The sequence below is a fragment of the Microseira wollei NIES-4236 genome (assembly GCF_020521235.1).
In the GTDB taxonomy this organism is placed as follows: Bacteria; Cyanobacteriota; Cyanobacteriia; order Cyanobacteriales; family Aerosakkonemataceae; genus Microseira; species Microseira wollei.
This window is the reverse complement of record NZ_BLAY01000219.1, coordinates 1-14,470: the sequence shown is the minus strand read 5'-3', so window position 1 is coordinate 14,470 and position 14,470 is coordinate 1. Positions and strand designations below refer to the sequence as shown.

The following is a 14,470-nucleotide window of genomic DNA, read 5'->3' as shown; positions in this document are numbered from 1 at the left end:
TCAACCGTATTGTTAGGTGAAAGAATTTCAACAGCTAGATCGGGGGAACCTTGAAAGAAACCGCGTGGGGGACGCTTTAAACCCTTAAGTCGTTCTTTCGCCACAAAAGAAACAGGACTGCGATCGCTTATTCCCATTCTTCAAAGTGAAAGCTGTACTGGAATCGCAGACAATTCCCAATTTATGCTCTCGCACGTAGATTGCCAGAAAGCCACCTAACAATGAGCCAATTCCACCATGTTCCATTCCTGAATTGCCCATATCCACAAGTTCCCCATTCACCAACTCATAGCGATATCCGTCTTCGGACAAAGCCATAAATTCGTCATCCGTCCAAACCTTTTTCTCGGTGGAGATTGTCACAATCGGAGCCTCCTGAGATGTTTCCGCATCGCTGCTTCTAGTTTGGCACTTTGGAAGGAGGTGGGAAAAGAATAGAGAAGATTCTGCTCATTCGCAGGCTAGCTTTAGTACGGATGCGCGAGTGACTGAATCGAGCCGAAAACCAAGGCTATCAAGCTGGTCAAGAATTGGCAGCACAGTTGTTAAATGACCAGATTGCTTAGCTTTCAAAAGCACACCAAGTGTTCCTGTAAATTTAACTCCCAACGTGCGGGCATACCGTCTAGCAGGGGCATCATCTAGTAGCACGACTGAATCAGGGATTTCCAACGCCAACGCCAAAGCTTCTCGCTCCCCTGCGCCCAAAACATTCACAACCGAGGCTAAAGGAGTTAAATCTTGAGCTTGTCGCAGAATCAGCCAAGATAGTGCTACCGGATCGGGAAGCGACACACCAAGATTTCGACCTTCAGCAAGTTCATCTGCAACGGCTTGAGGCAAAATAACTTGTCCGTACAGTCTAGGCAGTAAGTCCAGTAAGCCTGCTTGATAAAGATACTGAATTGGCGAAGTATCACTGATAATCTCAGGCATTCGCCAAATCCTCAATTAACTCCGCTTCTGTGAAGCGAAAGGTGTCCACACCGTAGTCCGCTAGCTTACTGAGGAAAACAACTCTAGGAATTCCTGCAAACATTGCCGCCATCCCAGAGGAAAGCCGACCTAACTCATAGAACTTAATTGCTGCTGCTAGACGCATCTCTTCCCCCAATTGCTCAGGCTCTAACTTCAGCGCCAGTAATGTTTCCTCTGGTAGAGATAGGGTAATTTCAGTCATAGTCGTATTAAATGCAAGAGTGTCATACTGCTGAATTTAGTCTAACTGTTGCGATCGCATTCATTTATTCTCCTTTCCTCTAGTTGGTGCAGACGTTTCGTGATCGGCTAACCACTGTTCTACTAATTCTCTTAAGACATCGCTCATATCGCGTCCTCGTAAAGCACAGGTCGCTTTGAAGCGCGCTCTGACCGATTCAGGAACGCGACCCCTGATAAACACTTCTTTTTCGGCTTCTGACACAGACTCAAGTTCATAAGTTTCTCCTACATCATCTCATTGCTAAAAATCTTTGTGTCTAGTTTGGCTTTTGTGTACTTGTGCTATTGTGCTATTGTGCTATAAGACCAGACAGATAAGTGCAGCGCCCAGACAATAACAGCGCTGCACCGAATCGAACGAAACCGTAGAAACCTTTGCTATGGAAGACTTTCGAGAATTTGAACGCAGTAATCGGTTATATACTATGCCGGATGCTGCATCGAATAGCGAACCAACACCGCACATACAACCTGTGTGGGGTAGCGAGAAATTCACGGGAAAGTCCCTCTCATGCTTTATTGAGTACTTTCCTCTTCATCAGGCACCCAGATCAGCAACTCGCCTGGTTGAATGCGGTACGTTTGGCAGATTTTATCCAACACATCCCCTGTAGGAACGTAAGACGGATCGCTATACAACCGATAGGCAGTGGCTCGACTTAAGCCAGTCTGCTTCCAGAAGCGGTAAGGCTTCAGTCCTCTTTGATCCACGAATTCACGAATTCGGTTGAGTATAGCCATCCTGCTACTCCCGAATTCACAGGAAAGTTGCTGCATGGTTGCACTGTGCGCTCCACAAGGCAACAGACTCCAACTTCTTACACAAGTAAATATGCCGCGCGATCGCAATTGGCAGCGGCAGTAAGGCAATTTCAGAGATGTTCATTCTTCTTGTTTGCCCTTTTTGTTGGTTTTGCGCGAGTGAGGGGGTTCTGTTTGGGTTTCGCACTGTTTTCCATATTCCGCGATCGCCCTCTTGACTATCACCTTGGTTAATTGCCCGACAGTGAGAAACTCGTCTTTAGCCCACTGTTCTAGGCAGTCCATGTCGTCAAAGTCCATATATAGAGTTATGCGGGGTTTGCTAGAGGGCATACAAGTATCTATAAGGAAGTTACCTTCCTCAAAATTACCCTTGTTGCTCTGCTTTTTCGTTACGCTACTTATTGACAGGTAACGTACCTGTTGCTACCAGACAGCCAAGACCAAAAACGCCCAAGAAATCTAGAACGAAATAGAACCAAACAGGCTTGGGTAGAAGAGTTTTATGTCTAAAAACCGCTTAAAAGCTGATAAATTAGCTGCTTTTGTCCAATTGTTAGAGTTTTAGGAGGTAAATAAATCGTTGTAACAGCGTACAGCGAGCAGCCAGTGGCAGACTCAGAAAGCGATCGATGCCGATGCGATCGCTCACCTCTCTATCAGAAAGCACTTAGTGACTTTGGGATCGCGGATTTAATCGACAAGTTGAGCAACTTCTGCGATCGCGAAAGTGATGCCAGAAGAATGCGTCTTGAAGAACAAGAACTAGAAAACTTGGCTGCTACCCTGATCCGCCAGCTCAATGCCAGTCTCAAAGGCAGTCTGATCGCTTGGGCATCCTGAATTTCTCTGGGGTGGCGAGTTTGATCCTTGCTTTCCTACCCCAAACGAATGTGATGACGAAAACTGCCAAAACCAAAAATCCTTGTTAGATCCTCCCGCAACCAAGAGTAAGCTAAAGCCGTAGCAGGACTGTGGGAAGGAAAAAATTGGACGGAAGATATACGTTCGTAAGGTACATCTCTTATCCATACAGCTGAATTCGGACGTAACAAGCTTAGTTGTCTGGAAGCAAAATCCATCCGCTCCCTGTGAGTTTCAACAAGAAGGAGACAATGTTCGTTGATAGCAATCTCAACCTCATTTTGTGCGTTTTCTGGTAATGCTTCTAGGAACCAATCAAAGTATGGAGGACTGCCAAAAGGCCCTGGATTGGGAGGAGATGGTGCGATCGCACCGACAAGACGAGCTGGTAACATTGCTGCTATCCGCATTCCCGGAGTTAGTTGCTTAAACCAGGTATTAACAATTAACTGGTAAGCATCAAGCGCTCCTTTATAAACCTTTTCTGCACGGATACGCAGTCGCTCAAGGCTGTACCTTTCCCAAAGCCATTCACCCTGAGTTCGATCGGAACCAGGCCAGGGATTGTGCAATGCAGACTCACCCAAACTCTGAAGACGGTTTACCTCTGTTCTCAGTTGTTTGAGATAGTATTGTTGTTCCTTAGTTCTCAAAGAACTGCCTAGATCGGGCAGGATAACGTAGCTATTTAACTTAGCTTGTGCTTCAATTTCAAAGAGCGTTTCCTCAATGTGGGTTAGGGGAATTTCGTCAAGTTCCCACCACTTGAGTTTGGTCAACTTAGAATTTGGTCGATATTTGACAATGGCAAGTGCTGCTCGCCACGCAGCTTCGCGAATGAGTGGTTCGCTATCAACTAACAATGTAGGGGATTCTAGTTGTCGTGAAAGGTTTTTGACGAGTTCATCGAGTGTCCAACGCCAAGCCCAAGCTGACTCATGTCCTGGTCGGGAACTCCTGCCGCTAGTCCATTTGTACCATTCCTGCGAGTCAGGGTACTTCCAATCCAGGGGCAAATCGACTACGTTTTGTAGATTTTCACTACCTTCATACCAGGCTGCTTCGAGCCTCGCACCATCTGTCCGCACACCAATGGGTTTAACTGTACCATCTTGCCGGATTGGAGCGATGAGTTCAGCCAGCGAACCAATTCCCTCGATCCAAGCTTGCATTGCTGTTTGAATTTGCTGTCCGCACTTGCGGGGTGATGGCAGCGATACCTCTTCATCTCCCCAACGTGTAGTTCCCTCGCGCACAATTTCGGCAGCAAACGCAGGGTATTTTTTTGCGATCGGCACTAATAGCTTTGACACTCGCTCGTGACCACAAGTTGCTATAGCAATGGTCAGAGGATATCGCCAATTCTCTAGTTGCCAAGGATCTTTGACAAAATTTTCTACCTTCGATGGGTCGTCTGCTAAGCTTTGCGCTGCAAACCACTCAGTTAAAATCGGCAAAGGGAAGGAAATGATTCCTCTGGGACGCTCAACAACCAACCTGGAATCTAAAAGTGGCTTGAGTGCATCTTTTGTAGGTGCAACATCAGTAGTGCGAATCCCACCGCCTCCACACTCGACGGACAGCATTGCCAGTCGTTTCAGCAGTTGCTCGCAATTACTGTAGTCTGCTTTTACTTTTTCTAGTGCGTCTTCAACAAGCCACGATAATAGTTTTCCTTTTGAGCGCGGAGCTTTTTCATCCGCCCTTCGCAGATACCTCGCTACAATTAGGGCAAACAGAGGGCGGCGAATAGCATCTCTGATAGCTTCAGTCCAACCCGAACAGATCATCGCAGTCATTTGCAGCTTGGAGACTCTTTCGATCAGGGCATAAGCTTGCGCTTCAGACAACAAGGGGACTGAGATTTTCTCTTGAACCTCATCGGTGTATCGGGTTGGTCTGCTGGTAACGATTACAGTCGTGTTATCCCATTCGTAAACGAGACGATGAGCTTCGCTGAGAACTTGACTGGCAAGTCTGGTTTCTGCTTCATCGAGTCCGTCAAGAATCACGATCGCACCTTGAGTTTTGGGATTGCCCAAGCCATCGGCAGCAGCTTCTACAGCTTTTTTCAGGGATTTTTCCTGTCGCCATTCCCGCAATTCCAGGTAGACAGGTATAGCAGTATTTGTACTTTCCTGTGCTTGTTGGATTGCTTGCTGAAAGAGACGTTGTGCAATCAATGTCTTGCCAATGCCCAATTCTCCAACCACAAGACTCACTTTTCCAGGGTCAAGTTTTAGGTTGGAGGGAGGCGATCCAATTGAAAGGTCATCAGCAAGACTCACAGCTTCCTCTTTACTGGAGACAGCAATCCGAAACCGCTCTATGCACCACGATCTGGATTCTCGCTTCAGTTCCTCTAAACGAATCAGGCGATCGTATTGAGCCGCAATATCAACCGGATCTCCTGCCTCTATATCGTCTGAAGGAGAAGATGCGATCGCCTTCTCACCATCAACTGCATCAGATACCTGTATTTTGTATCCTCTTTGTTCCAACCATTCACGAATATTCCACCACTTTGTTTTAGTACTGGGTGGTTGTGCGGTCAGTTGTTCAACGTAGCGATATATCGTGATACATAGGTCGGTGTCCACTCCTCTAGAACTTTTATGTAGCTTTTCAGCCATTTCAGCAGGACTGTAGCCACAGAGTAATCCACGCAGATGTTTCTTTTCTGTCTCTGTGAGTCCCCGTCTTTTGTGAGGCGCAAAGTCTCGCTTGGCAACGGCTAAGTCTTCGTATAACTTTTGCAGATCCCAATTAGTTGCGGCTTCGGCAAATAACTCTTCGGATGAATCTGGAGTGCGTGCCATCATTACAACACGATCGAGTCCCTAACAGAAAATCCTAACAAACTTCCTAACCTCTGTTTGGAAGCGACCAGCTATGGAACTGCAAAGCTATAAATGTAGTGATTCAAACGTCTAAAGGATATGACGAAACAGCAATCCAACCATCAACAACTGTCTCTTTGTATAGACAAGCCAATCTCCACCTTGATCAAAGACCTCAAAGTATCTCGCCATCCACTCGTAATCGATGCTACCAACAAACTTGAAGAAGCCCTACACCTCTTGCAATATATCCAAGATGCTGGGGTAGTCAAATCGGCGAAAGCAAAAACAGCTATCTACGAACTCCTGACCAAGGTTTAACGAAACTCTCGTTCTCTAGTGGGGTGTGCATCTTGCTAGCCCCACTCCACATCAAACCACACCACTGACCGGAACAATGCCCACAAACTCCCGCAGTACCCGATGACAAGCATCAACCGTTGTCTTGGTACTGGAAATAATCGGCTTGAGGTGGAACCCATAGTTTTTCGATAATACTGGCGCTGTTGCCAACCCAACGAGCAATTGTGGTGCTACTCTTTCCTGCCGCTACCTGCTGAGTAATAAATGTGTGACGTGTTTGGTATTGTGGGCGATAGTGGCTAATCTTGCCTTCTTTGGCTAACTTTGTAACAATCCCATCAACCTGTTTTCCATGACGCTTACAACCCTTCCAAACATCAGCATTGAATGTGTGAGCGTTGATGAGTTTCCCAGTTAAGGAAGTAAAAACCGGAGATTCTGGGTCGCAATTTTCAGGTTTGATACTCTTGAGTAGTTCAATTAACTTAGGAAGTGAAAACAAAGGAAACTTGCGATATTTTTTCGTTTTGGTACCTTTCCTGATCCCCTGAGACGATATATTCACAACAGCCTCAGTGAATGTAATTGTTCTGAAATCAGGTGAAATGTGTTTCCACTTCAAACCAACTGCTTCAGAAGTTCTAGCGCCAGTCCAAAATAGAAATTTCACAAATGAGGCATAGTGTTTATAGCGAGGATGATTCTCACTCCTCAGAAATAACTACTTCCATCTCCTGTTTTGAGAAGCTGTCAATGTCTTCTGATTCCCGATTGTTATTTAATTTGAAATCCTCTGCCATCTCGCTAAATGGGTTATCAGCAATGAGCTTACTTCTTTTAGCCCATTTGCAACAGGCATTTAGTTGAATCCAGATGCGTTTGGCTGTATATGGCGAATTGTGTTTAATCAGGTAATCGCGAATGGCGATCGCATCTTCTAGAGATTTAGTAGGCAACTTATTGATGTGACTGGCTACCCTAGCATAGTTAAGTTTGAGAGTAGTTTCACTCACATCGTTAGAGCGAACCTCGGTGTATCTTGCCCAAAGTTCAGCTAGATTCAGAATGGGTTTTGGCTGGGGAGACTCTAAAACCGCTAAATTGGGTTGGGATTTGCCATACTTGGCAAGCGTGTAATCAAAGCGCTCAAAAGCTATATCAGCCTCAATAATCTTAGCCTTAGCTTCAGCCACTTTCCTGTTTACAGTAGTGTCAGGCAATCCCAGATACAGATACTGCTGTTTTCCATTAAATAACTGCCGGGGTAGCCGTAACCGTAGCCTTCCCTGGAATGACTGTACTCCGACGGCACCTTTAGGTAACTTACCTGTAGTTGTCTGGCTATACATGGTAACTACGTACTACTCTATCCAGTCACCATCATAGTCAAATCATAGTCAAATCATAGTCAAACGACGCTAAAAAACAGCTAAAAATACCCAACCCATCTAGTTTGCTGGAAGAGAAAAAGGGAATTGGGGATAGGGTAATTTAGTTGAAATGCTTATTTAGCAAGGATTTGAGAGAAAGTAGGAAACGGAGAGGGAGGGATTCGAACCCTCGTTGAAGTTGCCCCCAAACAGCATTTCCAGTGCTGCGCCTTCAACCACTCGGCCACCTCTCCAGGTGTGCGCTGTTCGATCATCCATCACAGGATTTTTCGCACAGAATTCTATTCTGACATATTTCCTCAAAAACCGCAAGCACTATAGTGAAGAATTCCCAACCTTGCAGCTGTTGTCTCGTGGAATCGCGGCTGTAAGTCCCAGTTTTGCAGAAGCTTTCCGGCAAGCAAACAAACCTTAAGATAGATCCTGTTGCTTCAATTTTGCCAATGCCCAGCTCCCATAAAATTAAAATTCACAATCGCCAGAAGGGAACCTACCATACCGTAGAAGTCCCAGAAGATAGATATATCCTGCACTGCGCCGAAAATCAAGGGGTAGACTTACCCTACTCCTGTCGCAACGGTGCCTGTACCAGTTGTGCCGTGCGGGTGCTTTCTGGAGAATTATATCAACCAGAGGCGATGGGACTGTCGCCAGAGTTGCGCCGGAAAGGTTATGCGCTGTTATGCGTCAGCTATCCCCGTTCCGACTTGGAAGTGGAAACCCAGGATGAGGATGAAGTCTACGAACTCCAGTTTGGTCGTTACTTTGGCAAAGGGAAAGTCCGCGTTGGATTGCCGTTGGATGAAGATTAGAATCGACATCATTCCCTGCTTGCTGTTGACTCTCTGTTGTCTGCTGCTGGTTTCGGGTTGTCAGAAAGCGCCTCAACCTATTGGTCCAACGGTACAGGCGGAAGTTGTCAGCGGACAAACTTTAGAAGTGACGGGAGTCGGCGATCAACCTACGTTGATCCAGCGGGTGCGTTTAATTGGCATCGAAGCACCCGATCTCAAACAGCGACCTTGGGGACCTCAAGCGAAACAGCGACTCGAGGAATTAGTGGGAAAAGAACCCGTTTTATTAGAGTCCGACGTGGAAACCAAAGACAGCTTTGACCGTAAACTCGCTTACGTCTGGAAAAAAGGCATCCTGCTCAACCAACAGATGGTAGCAGAAGGGTGGGCGCTGTTTCAGCCGCGAAGTCTTGCCACCAAATACGACGAACGTCTAGAACAGGCCCAAGAATGGGCTAGACTCATGGGATTAGGGATTTGGAATCCAGAAAAACCCATGCGCCAATCCCCCAGCGAATTCCGCCGTCAAAATCGATAACCATGCATCTACCCACCTCCACCCAACTGCAAAATTTATTGGACATCGCCACCGAAGCGGCGCTTGCTGCTGGTGCAATTTTGCAAACTTATTTGGGAAAACTAGAAGAAATAGAAGAAAAAGGGCGTCCGGGAGATTTATTAACCGCAGCAGATAAAGCTTCCGAAGTCGCCATCTTAGATGTACTGAGACGCCACGTTCCCGACCAACCCATTCTGACAGAAGAATCGGGGCAATTAGGCACAACAGAAAGCGAATACCTTTGGGCGATCGATCCTTTAGACGGAACGACTAACTTCGCCCATCAATACCCGTTTTTTGCAGTTTCAATCGGACTTTTATTTGCTGGAATTCCCTGCATGGGCGTTATTTTTGACCCCTTCCATAACGAGTTATATCGCGCCGCCAAAGGTTTAGGGGCAACAAAAAATCGCCATCCCATCCGCGTTTCCCAAACAACCGAACTGAACAAAAGTTTATTGGTAACCGGCTTTGCCTACGACCGCCGGGAAACAGCAGATAATAATTATGCAGAGTTCTGTCACCTGACCCATCTTACCCAAGGCGTGAGACGCAGCGGTTCTGCCTCCCTCGATCTCGCTGGCGTCGCGATGGGACGTGTGGATGGATACTGGGAAAGAGGGATTTCCATTTGGGATATCGCGGCGGGAGTAGTGCTGGTCGAAGAAGCTGGTGGCAAGGTAACTGCCTACGATGGTAGTCCCTTGCAGCTTCGTTCAGGAAGAATACTGGCAACCAACGGTTACATTCACGACAGCATTAGTACTGAACTGGGACGGGTAAGTCCTTTGACGGGATGGGAAAATCCGCTCGTTAAAAGGTAAACTAACTGCAATGGGCTTGTACCCCGTATTGCAGTGGCAAAGTACACTAGATATCAACACCCCCGGAGGTAAGATAGGGCAGTATGTCTTTTGATATTGAACGAGGATTATTCAAGTTTGATTTCAGCGACCACCACGCAGTATTGGGGTTACCATTCGATGCAGACCCAGGCGTTATCCGCAAAAGGTATATTAAAATATCGCGCCGGTTGCATCCCGACACTTGTGCATCGGAAAGCGAAGCGGCTAAACAGCAAGCGAGTCAGTTGTTTGCTAAATTGGTAAACCCAGCCTACGAACAACTGTCTAAGGATCAGAGTCGCGCCGAACATAACGCGCTTTTGCAACGCATGGGAAAGCGCCTACAGGAAGAAAGGGATAAGCTTGAAGTCACAAGTGAAACGGCTAAGCAGTTAAAACGCTCGAATAACTGGGAACACGAGTACAAAACTATACTGCAAAAGTTAGCAGAAACCGAATACGAATCAATCGACCAAGTTGTGGAAAAGATTGCTCAAATTAGCGAATTGAACTTGGTTTACTTGATGCGAAAAGCAACTGGGGGTGGAGTTGTTGCACCGCAACCCGCAGTCGCCGTTGCTGCCAAAGCTGCAACGCCCACTCCCGCCCCAGCACCCAGCGCAACCGTCAGCTCCCGCCCCCCTGCCCCGCCCAAACAACAAAAGGCAGAACCCGTTTCCCCGACGGAACCATACTGCCGTCGCGCTGAAGAATATATGGCAAAAAATAGCTTCGCCAAAGCTATTTTAGAGTTGAAAGACGCGCTCAAATTGGAACCCCATAGTAGCCGCTGCCACGGTTTATTGGCAAGGGCTTATTTGCGACAAAATCAGGCAACAATGGCAAAAATTCACCTGCAACAAGCTTTAAAATTAAATCCCCAAGATCCAACCGTGGTGGAAGCTAAGAAAGAGTTCGATCAAGTGGCGATGCGCGCCGTGAAGGGAAACCCTCAACCAACGCAGAAACCACAAGGGAAAACCCAGGAGAAAACTCAGGGGAAAACAACTCAGAAAAAACCCGACGATAACTCCAAAGGCGGTTTCTTTGGTTTGTTTGGTGGGAAAAAATAATGGTACATCAACCACCAGCAGGTGCGCGAGATTTATTGCCCCTCGATGTCGCCCAAAAACGCTGGATCGAAAATCGCTTGCAACAAGTGTTTCACGGGTGGGGCTATCACCGCATTATTACTTCAACTATCGAACGGTTGGATACGCTAATGGCTGGCGGTGCAATCAACCGTTCAACGGTGATTCAAGTACAAGATGGAGAAGAAGAAAGTCTGGGATTGCGCCCGGAATTAACCGCTTCTATTGCGCGGGCAGCTGTGACTCGCATGGCGGGTGCTAGCTATCCGCTGCGCCTCTATTACAATGCCAATGTGTTTCGACAGGCTCAAGAAAACAGTTACAGTTCTCAGCAAGAATTCTATCAAGCTGGGGTAGAATTGATCGGCGGCGGGGGAACGGTTGCCGATGCAGAAATTTTGCTGTTGCTGGCAGATTGTTTGAAAAGTCTGGAGTTAAGCAAGTGGCATTTAATTTTGGGCGAAGCAGAATTGACGCGCAGTCTTCTTGCCCCGTTTCCATCCGGGTTGCAAGATAAAATTAGGCGCGCGATCGCTCACCTAGATCGCGTTACCCTAGAAACCCTTCCCTTATCTGAAGAATTGCAAGAGCGGGCGCTATTCCTTCTAGATTTGCGCGGACGCCCCGCCGACATCCTCCAGCAAGTTGGTACTCTAGAACTCGATCCATCCGGGCAAGAAGCGCTCTCCAACCTTAAATCTCTCGTAGAATTACTCCAAGAGTGCTTAAGCGATGCATCCGGTCATGGGGATTCTTTAAATATCATCCTCGACCTGAGTTTAATTCAAACCTTCGACTACTACACCGGCATCGTATTTGAAGTCGTCGGCGAAAGCGAAACCGGACAGCGCATACTAGGGCAAGGCGGGCGCTACGATCGCTTGCTGCAACTTTATCACCCCCAAGGACAAAATGTTCCCGGTATCGGTTTCTGTCTCCATATCGAAGACCTGTACCAAATTTTGCTGCCAACTGGGCAACTTCCCCGCCAAATTCCCAGAAGTGACTTCTTAGTCGTCCCCCAAACATCTCAAGCTGACGCCGCTGCAATTGGTTGCGCCCAAAAACTGCGTTCTGAGGCTAATTTAGTCCGCGTCGAACTAGACTTGGGAGGACGCCCACCCGATGCCATTCGCGAATACGCCCGTCGCCGTCAAATTGGCAAAATTATCTGGGTCAAAGCTGATGGTTCATCGGAAATTGAGCAACTTTTCTGAGACGAGTAATAAGTAGCCAATTCTCTACTTATCTCGCTTAATCCTTAACATTTCGCTCACGACCTGATGCCCATTATTGTAGTATTGATTAAACTCAGCAAGGCTGTTACCAGCCCTGCTGGTCTTCAAAACCGGACGTGAGATTTTCACCTCATCCGGCTCCTCGATGTTCTGGTGTTTTGTCAAACACACATCGCGCTATCTCTAGCCGTTTTGACATCGTGGCAGTGTCTATGGAGGAGTTGTAGGTTTTGGTATTCGTCTTTCCCTTTCTGAGAACGAGGAACTTTATGGTCTATTTCCAAAACATCTCCTTCCCGGAAGTGCAGTCCACATTCTGCACATTTACCCTTTTGTTTCTTGAGTAGTGTTGCCACTCTTTTGTTCGTTTCCGGGTGTTGCCCCATTCTTTTTCCCCAATAAATCCAATCTCCTAGTATGGAGATTTCTCTCCTTGAACTTTGATGTGCCTTACAATAGGGGTTTTATCATGTTCTGATAGACGGACGGCGTTATCCCCTGTGGTTCTTCAGAACCACCCCGTATTGTCACAATCCCAGTATTTGCTAGATATCCAGTATTGCGATTTGTGTGGGTGGCGGTGTTGGGCCCAGTTACGCAGTTGTTGATAAAGCCATGAATCTAGACGGGTGAAAACATCCTTACTTACTACCGTGGAAAAGTAATTCGACCAACCTCTAATTACTGGGTTTAATTCACCAATCAGGACATCCTGAGAGGACGCTTTATGGGTTTTGATGATTTTAGCCAGCTTCTTTTGGTGGCGACTGATGTTTTCTTGACTTGGTTTGATGATTGTTTTGTATCCCAGTTTTTCACCTTTAGTATCACAACCTGATTGGTTTTTTCCTACGAGGTATTGCCCGATTGTGAATCCTAAGAAGTTGAATCCCTTGCTCGCTTCATGTTTATGTAGGGTGTGAGTGATTTTGGTCTTACTGGGTTTCAACTCAAGACCCATGTTTGCTAGCCAGTTCTCAATTAGCTGTTTACATTGCTCAATCACTTCCAGTTCTGGATGCAGGACAACGAGGTCATCTGCATACCTGATGAGGTTGAGAGCCTTTTGATTGTCTTTTTTTCTTCCTGGTAAAGTGGAGGCATATCTCTTGATTTCCTCTTCTAGTCCGTGAAGTGCAATGTTTGCCAGGAGTGGGGAAATCACCCCACCCTGCGGTGTTCCCATTTCTGTGGGAAATAGCTCTCCATTATCCAGCACGCCAGATTTGAGCCAAGCTTTGATTTGCCTTCTAACGGAGGGGAACGTATTGAGCTTTTCTAGCAACTTGTTGTGGTTGATACGGTCAAAGCATTTGCTTATATCCGCGTCTAGCACGTATTTGGCTTTGCGGCTAATTGCACCAAAGATTGCCGCGATTGCATCATGGGCTGAGCGTCCTGGTCTAAATCCCATTGAGTTTGGCTCGAATATTGCTTCCCATTGGGGTTCTAGTGCTTGTTTTACCAGCGCTTGTAGGGCGCGGTCTGTTATCGTTGGTATCCCTAGAGGCCGTTTTTCCTGCGTTCCGGGCTTGGGAATCCAGACCCTTCTCGTCGGTTTGGCCTTGCGGGATAGTTTGAGGTTGTTAACCAATTCCATTCTTTGCTCTGGTTTGAGAGATTTTACTTTGTCTACCCCAGCAGTTTTCTTTCCTTGGTTATCTTGTGTGACTCGACGAACAGCCAAGCATTTTGCTGACCAGGATTTCATCAATGTCTTTTGGAGCTTTTTAACTGCCTTGACATCTCCACGTTGCGAGGCTTTGAATATGCGCTTTTGCAGCTTAAAGACTTTTTTTTCTAGCTTTTGCCAGGGAATGTCTTTCCATTCCATCATCAGATTTTGATTCCGTGCTTTAGACATATTGACTGCTACTTGTTCCTATTCATTCCAAAACATCGTGTCTACGTCTGCATATCCCAAGCATTACCTTGGGCGTTAGCTTCTTAGACAATCTTTCCCCTTGCAACATCCGGTTAGCACCTACTCAGAATCGACCATCTTGAGAGTATACAAAGGGGTTTCTTCGTTCCTGATAACCGTTGGTCTGAACTTTTAGGACGATACTCTTTGCCGGGTTTATTGGGAGTGCTAACTGGTCGGAAGTGTAGCCGCCAGTCCCTTATCCTTTGCCTTTTGGCTCTAGCCTATCAGCCTTATTTGGCTAGTTCCCGGTGACGACAATTTAGGCGTATCTTTGCTGGCGCTGTCCATGAGTTCTTGCTCGATGGGAACCGGCTTAGGCTACCAGCTTTACCACCTTTTCACCCCGCTTTACGGATTGATGGCTAGTCGCTACCTTTGGGGTAATGCTTTAACTCCTGCACCTGGAGAGAAGGACTTTCACCTTCACGGTTATCAAGTTGTCAAGGTTCTCACCTTGCCATCCGTCCCTGAGTATTGCTACTCATTTAGGATGAACGAATCGCACACACTCCGTTAACCTAAGCATGGGAGTCACCCCCCATGCTGGGCTTCAGAACCGGACGTGAAAGTTTACCCTTCATCCGGCTCCTCTCCAAATCGACCCTTGTCATGGGTACTAAACTGAGTTGAAAGGT

Annotated in this window: 16 protein-coding genes, 1 tRNA gene and 3 pseudogenes; 8 read left to right on the top strand and 12 right to left on the bottom strand. The window is 46.9% G+C overall.

Translation table 11 applies throughout. The features are described 5' to 3' along the window. The 7 genes and pseudogenes from MiSe_RS42355 to MiSe_RS42330 form a co-directional block, all read right to left on the bottom strand. Nucleotides 1-318, bottom strand: a pseudogene (locus MiSe_RS42355) (Uma2 family endonuclease); the annotation flags it as partial. 132 nt (nt 319-450) lie between these two features. Then, nucleotides 451-936: a PIN domain-containing protein gene (locus MiSe_RS42350; RefSeq protein ID WP_226592164.1), complete on the bottom strand. Its 486-nt coding sequence runs from the start codon at nt 934-936 to the stop codon at nt 451-453. Then, on the bottom strand, nt 929-1,180 hold the full coding sequence (locus MiSe_RS42345; RefSeq protein ID WP_226592162.1) for a UPF0175 family protein: 252 nt from the start codon (nt 1,178-1,180) through the stop codon (nt 929-931). The genes MiSe_RS42350 and MiSe_RS42345 overlap by 8 nt, the downstream gene beginning before the upstream one ends. A 60-nt stretch (nt 1,181-1,240) precedes the next feature. Beyond that, nucleotides 1,241-1,435, bottom strand: a pseudogene (locus MiSe_RS42340) (plasmid partition protein ParG); the annotation flags it as partial. Between the two features lie 302 nt (nt 1,436-1,737). After that, the gene (locus tag MiSe_RS42335) at nt 1,738-1,962 is read right to left on the bottom strand and encodes a helix-turn-helix domain-containing protein (RefSeq protein WP_226592158.1); all 225 of its coding nucleotides are present in this window, start codon (nt 1,960-1,962) and stop codon (nt 1,738-1,740) included. 16 nt (nt 1,963-1,978) lie between these two features. Then, on the bottom strand, nt 1,979-2,107 hold the full coding sequence (locus MiSe_RS51610; RefSeq protein ID WP_264196947.1) for a hypothetical protein: 129 nt from the start codon (nt 2,105-2,107) through the stop codon (nt 1,979-1,981). Continuing rightward, the gene (locus MiSe_RS42330) at nt 2,104-2,316 is read right to left on the bottom strand and encodes a hypothetical protein (RefSeq protein ID WP_226592156.1); all 213 of its coding nucleotides are present in this window, start codon (nt 2,314-2,316) and stop codon (nt 2,104-2,106) included. Before MiSe_RS42330 ends, MiSe_RS51610 begins: the two co-directional genes overlap by 4 nt. A 276-nt stretch (nt 2,317-2,592) precedes the next feature. On the opposite strand from MiSe_RS42330, the gene MiSe_RS42325 reads away from it, so the two are divergent. Then, nucleotides 2,593-2,826 (top strand): hypothetical protein, encoded by a 234-nt coding sequence (locus MiSe_RS42325; RefSeq protein ID WP_226592154.1) that lies wholly within the window; start codon nt 2,593-2,595, stop codon nt 2,824-2,826. 35 nt (nt 2,827-2,861) lie between these two features. On the opposite strand, the gene MiSe_RS42320 is transcribed toward MiSe_RS42325, so the two are convergent. Continuing rightward, the gene (locus MiSe_RS42320; RefSeq protein ID WP_226592152.1) at nt 2,862-5,669 is read right to left on the bottom strand and encodes an NACHT domain-containing protein; all 2,808 of its coding nucleotides are present in this window, start codon (nt 5,667-5,669) and stop codon (nt 2,862-2,864) included. Nucleotides 5,670-5,786: 117 nt separating this feature from the next. Between MiSe_RS42320 and MiSe_RS42315 the strand changes: the two genes are divergently transcribed. Continuing rightward, nucleotides 5,787-6,008, top strand: coding sequence for a hypothetical protein (locus MiSe_RS42315; protein ID WP_226592150.1), 222 nt, complete (start codon nt 5,787-5,789; stop codon nt 6,006-6,008). Between the two features lie 112 nt (nt 6,009-6,120). Here the strand turns inward: MiSe_RS42315 and MiSe_RS42310 are convergent, their stop codons facing one another. The 3 genes from MiSe_RS42310 to MiSe_RS42300 all read right to left on the bottom strand — a co-directional run bounded on the left by MiSe_RS42310 (nt 6,121) and on the right by MiSe_RS42300 (nt 7,614). Then, nucleotides 6,121-6,660 carry a tyrosine-type recombinase/integrase gene (locus MiSe_RS42310; RefSeq protein WP_264196945.1) on the bottom strand — a complete coding sequence of 180 codons (540 nt, stop codon included), beginning with the start codon at nt 6,658-6,660 and terminating at the stop codon, nt 6,121-6,123. 34 nt (nt 6,661-6,694) lie between these two features. Next, nucleotides 6,695-7,339, bottom strand: coding sequence for an Arm DNA-binding domain-containing protein (locus MiSe_RS42305; RefSeq protein WP_226592148.1), 645 nt, complete (start codon nt 7,337-7,339; stop codon nt 6,695-6,697). Between the two features lie 188 nt (nt 7,340-7,527). After that, nucleotides 7,528-7,614, bottom strand: a tRNA-Ser gene (locus MiSe_RS42300). A gap of 210 nt (nt 7,615-7,824) precedes the next feature. Between MiSe_RS42300 and MiSe_RS42295 the strand changes: the two genes are divergently transcribed. The 5 genes from MiSe_RS42295 to MiSe_RS42275 all read left to right on the top strand — a co-directional run bounded on the left by MiSe_RS42295 (nt 7,825) and on the right by MiSe_RS42275 (nt 11,887). Continuing rightward, the gene (locus MiSe_RS42295; RefSeq protein WP_226592147.1) at nt 7,825-8,193 is read left to right on the top strand and encodes a 2Fe-2S iron-sulfur cluster-binding protein; all 369 of its coding nucleotides are present in this window, start codon (nt 7,825-7,827) and stop codon (nt 8,191-8,193) included. Beyond that, the gene (locus MiSe_RS42290; RefSeq protein ID WP_226592145.1) at nt 8,183-8,713 is read left to right on the top strand and encodes a thermonuclease family protein; all 531 of its coding nucleotides are present in this window, start codon (nt 8,183-8,185) and stop codon (nt 8,711-8,713) included. Before MiSe_RS42295 ends, MiSe_RS42290 begins: the two co-directional genes overlap by 11 nt. Nucleotides 8,714-8,715: 2 nt before the next feature. Next, nucleotides 8,716-9,558: an inositol monophosphatase family protein gene (locus tag MiSe_RS42285; RefSeq protein WP_226592143.1), complete on the top strand. Its 843-nt coding sequence runs from the start codon at nt 8,716-8,718 to the stop codon at nt 9,556-9,558. Between the two features lie 83 nt (nt 9,559-9,641). Further along, nucleotides 9,642-10,652 carry a J domain-containing protein gene (locus MiSe_RS42280; RefSeq protein ID WP_226592141.1) on the top strand — a complete coding sequence of 337 codons (1,011 nt, stop codon included), beginning with the start codon at nt 9,642-9,644 and terminating at the stop codon, nt 10,650-10,652. Beyond that, nucleotides 10,652-11,887 (top strand): ATP phosphoribosyltransferase regulatory subunit, encoded by a 1,236-nt coding sequence (locus MiSe_RS42275; RefSeq protein ID WP_226592139.1) that lies wholly within the window; start codon nt 10,652-10,654, stop codon nt 11,885-11,887. The genes MiSe_RS42280 and MiSe_RS42275 overlap by 1 nt, the downstream gene beginning before the upstream one ends. A 96-nt stretch (nt 11,888-11,983) precedes the next feature. Here MiSe_RS42275 and ltrA read toward each other — a convergent pair. After that, nucleotides 11,984-13,772: pseudogene (ltrA, locus tag MiSe_RS42270) on the bottom strand (group II intron reverse transcriptase/maturase); the annotation flags it as partial. A gap of 349 nt (nt 13,773-14,121) precedes the next feature. Between ltrA and MiSe_RS42265 the strand changes: the two are divergent. Next, on the top strand, nt 14,122-14,352 hold the full coding sequence (locus MiSe_RS42265) for a hypothetical protein (protein ID WP_226592137.1): 231 nt from the start codon (nt 14,122-14,124) through the stop codon (nt 14,350-14,352). Nucleotides 14,353-14,470: the final 118 nt, after the last annotated feature.

Coding starts and splice junctions, on each gene's coding strand:
- MiSe_RS42265 (WP_226592137.1), top strand. CDS start 14,122: ATGAGTTCTTGCTCGATGGGAACCGGCTTAGGCTACCAGCTTTACCAC.
- MiSe_RS42290 (WP_226592145.1), top strand. CDS start 8,183: ATGAAGATTAGAATCGACATCATTCCCTGCTTGCTGTTGACTCTCTGT.
- MiSe_RS42275 (WP_226592139.1), top strand. CDS start 10,652: ATGGTACATCAACCACCAGCAGGTGCGCGAGATTTATTGCCCCTCGAT.
- MiSe_RS42295 (WP_226592147.1), top strand. CDS start 7,825: ATGCCCAGCTCCCATAAAATTAAAATTCACAATCGCCAGAAGGGAACC.
- MiSe_RS42285 (WP_226592143.1), top strand. CDS start 8,716: ATGCATCTACCCACCTCCACCCAACTGCAAAATTTATTGGACATCGCC.
- MiSe_RS42280 (WP_226592141.1), top strand. CDS start 9,642: ATGTCTTTTGATATTGAACGAGGATTATTCAAGTTTGATTTCAGCGAC.
- MiSe_RS42350 (WP_226592164.1), bottom strand. CDS start 936: ATGCCTGAGATTATCAGTGATACTTCGCCAATTCAGTATCTTTATCAA.
- MiSe_RS51610 (WP_264196947.1), bottom strand. CDS start 2,107: ATGAACATCTCTGAAATTGCCTTACTGCCGCTGCCAATTGCGATCGCG.
- MiSe_RS42330 (WP_226592156.1), bottom strand. CDS start 2,316: ATGCCCTCTAGCAAACCCCGCATAACTCTATATATGGACTTTGACGAC.
- MiSe_RS42305 (WP_226592148.1), bottom strand. CDS start 7,339: ATGTATAGCCAGACAACTACAGGTAAGTTACCTAAAGGTGCCGTCGGA.
- MiSe_RS42335 (WP_226592158.1), bottom strand. CDS start 1,962: ATGGCTATACTCAACCGAATTCGTGAATTCGTGGATCAAAGAGGACTG.
- MiSe_RS42320 (WP_226592152.1), bottom strand. CDS start 5,669: ATGATGGCACGCACTCCAGATTCATCCGAAGAGTTATTTGCCGAAGCC.
- MiSe_RS42315 (WP_226592150.1), top strand. CDS start 5,787: ATGACGAAACAGCAATCCAACCATCAACAACTGTCTCTTTGTATAGAC.
- MiSe_RS42345 (WP_226592162.1), bottom strand. CDS start 1,180: ATGACTGAAATTACCCTATCTCTACCAGAGGAAACATTACTGGCGCTG.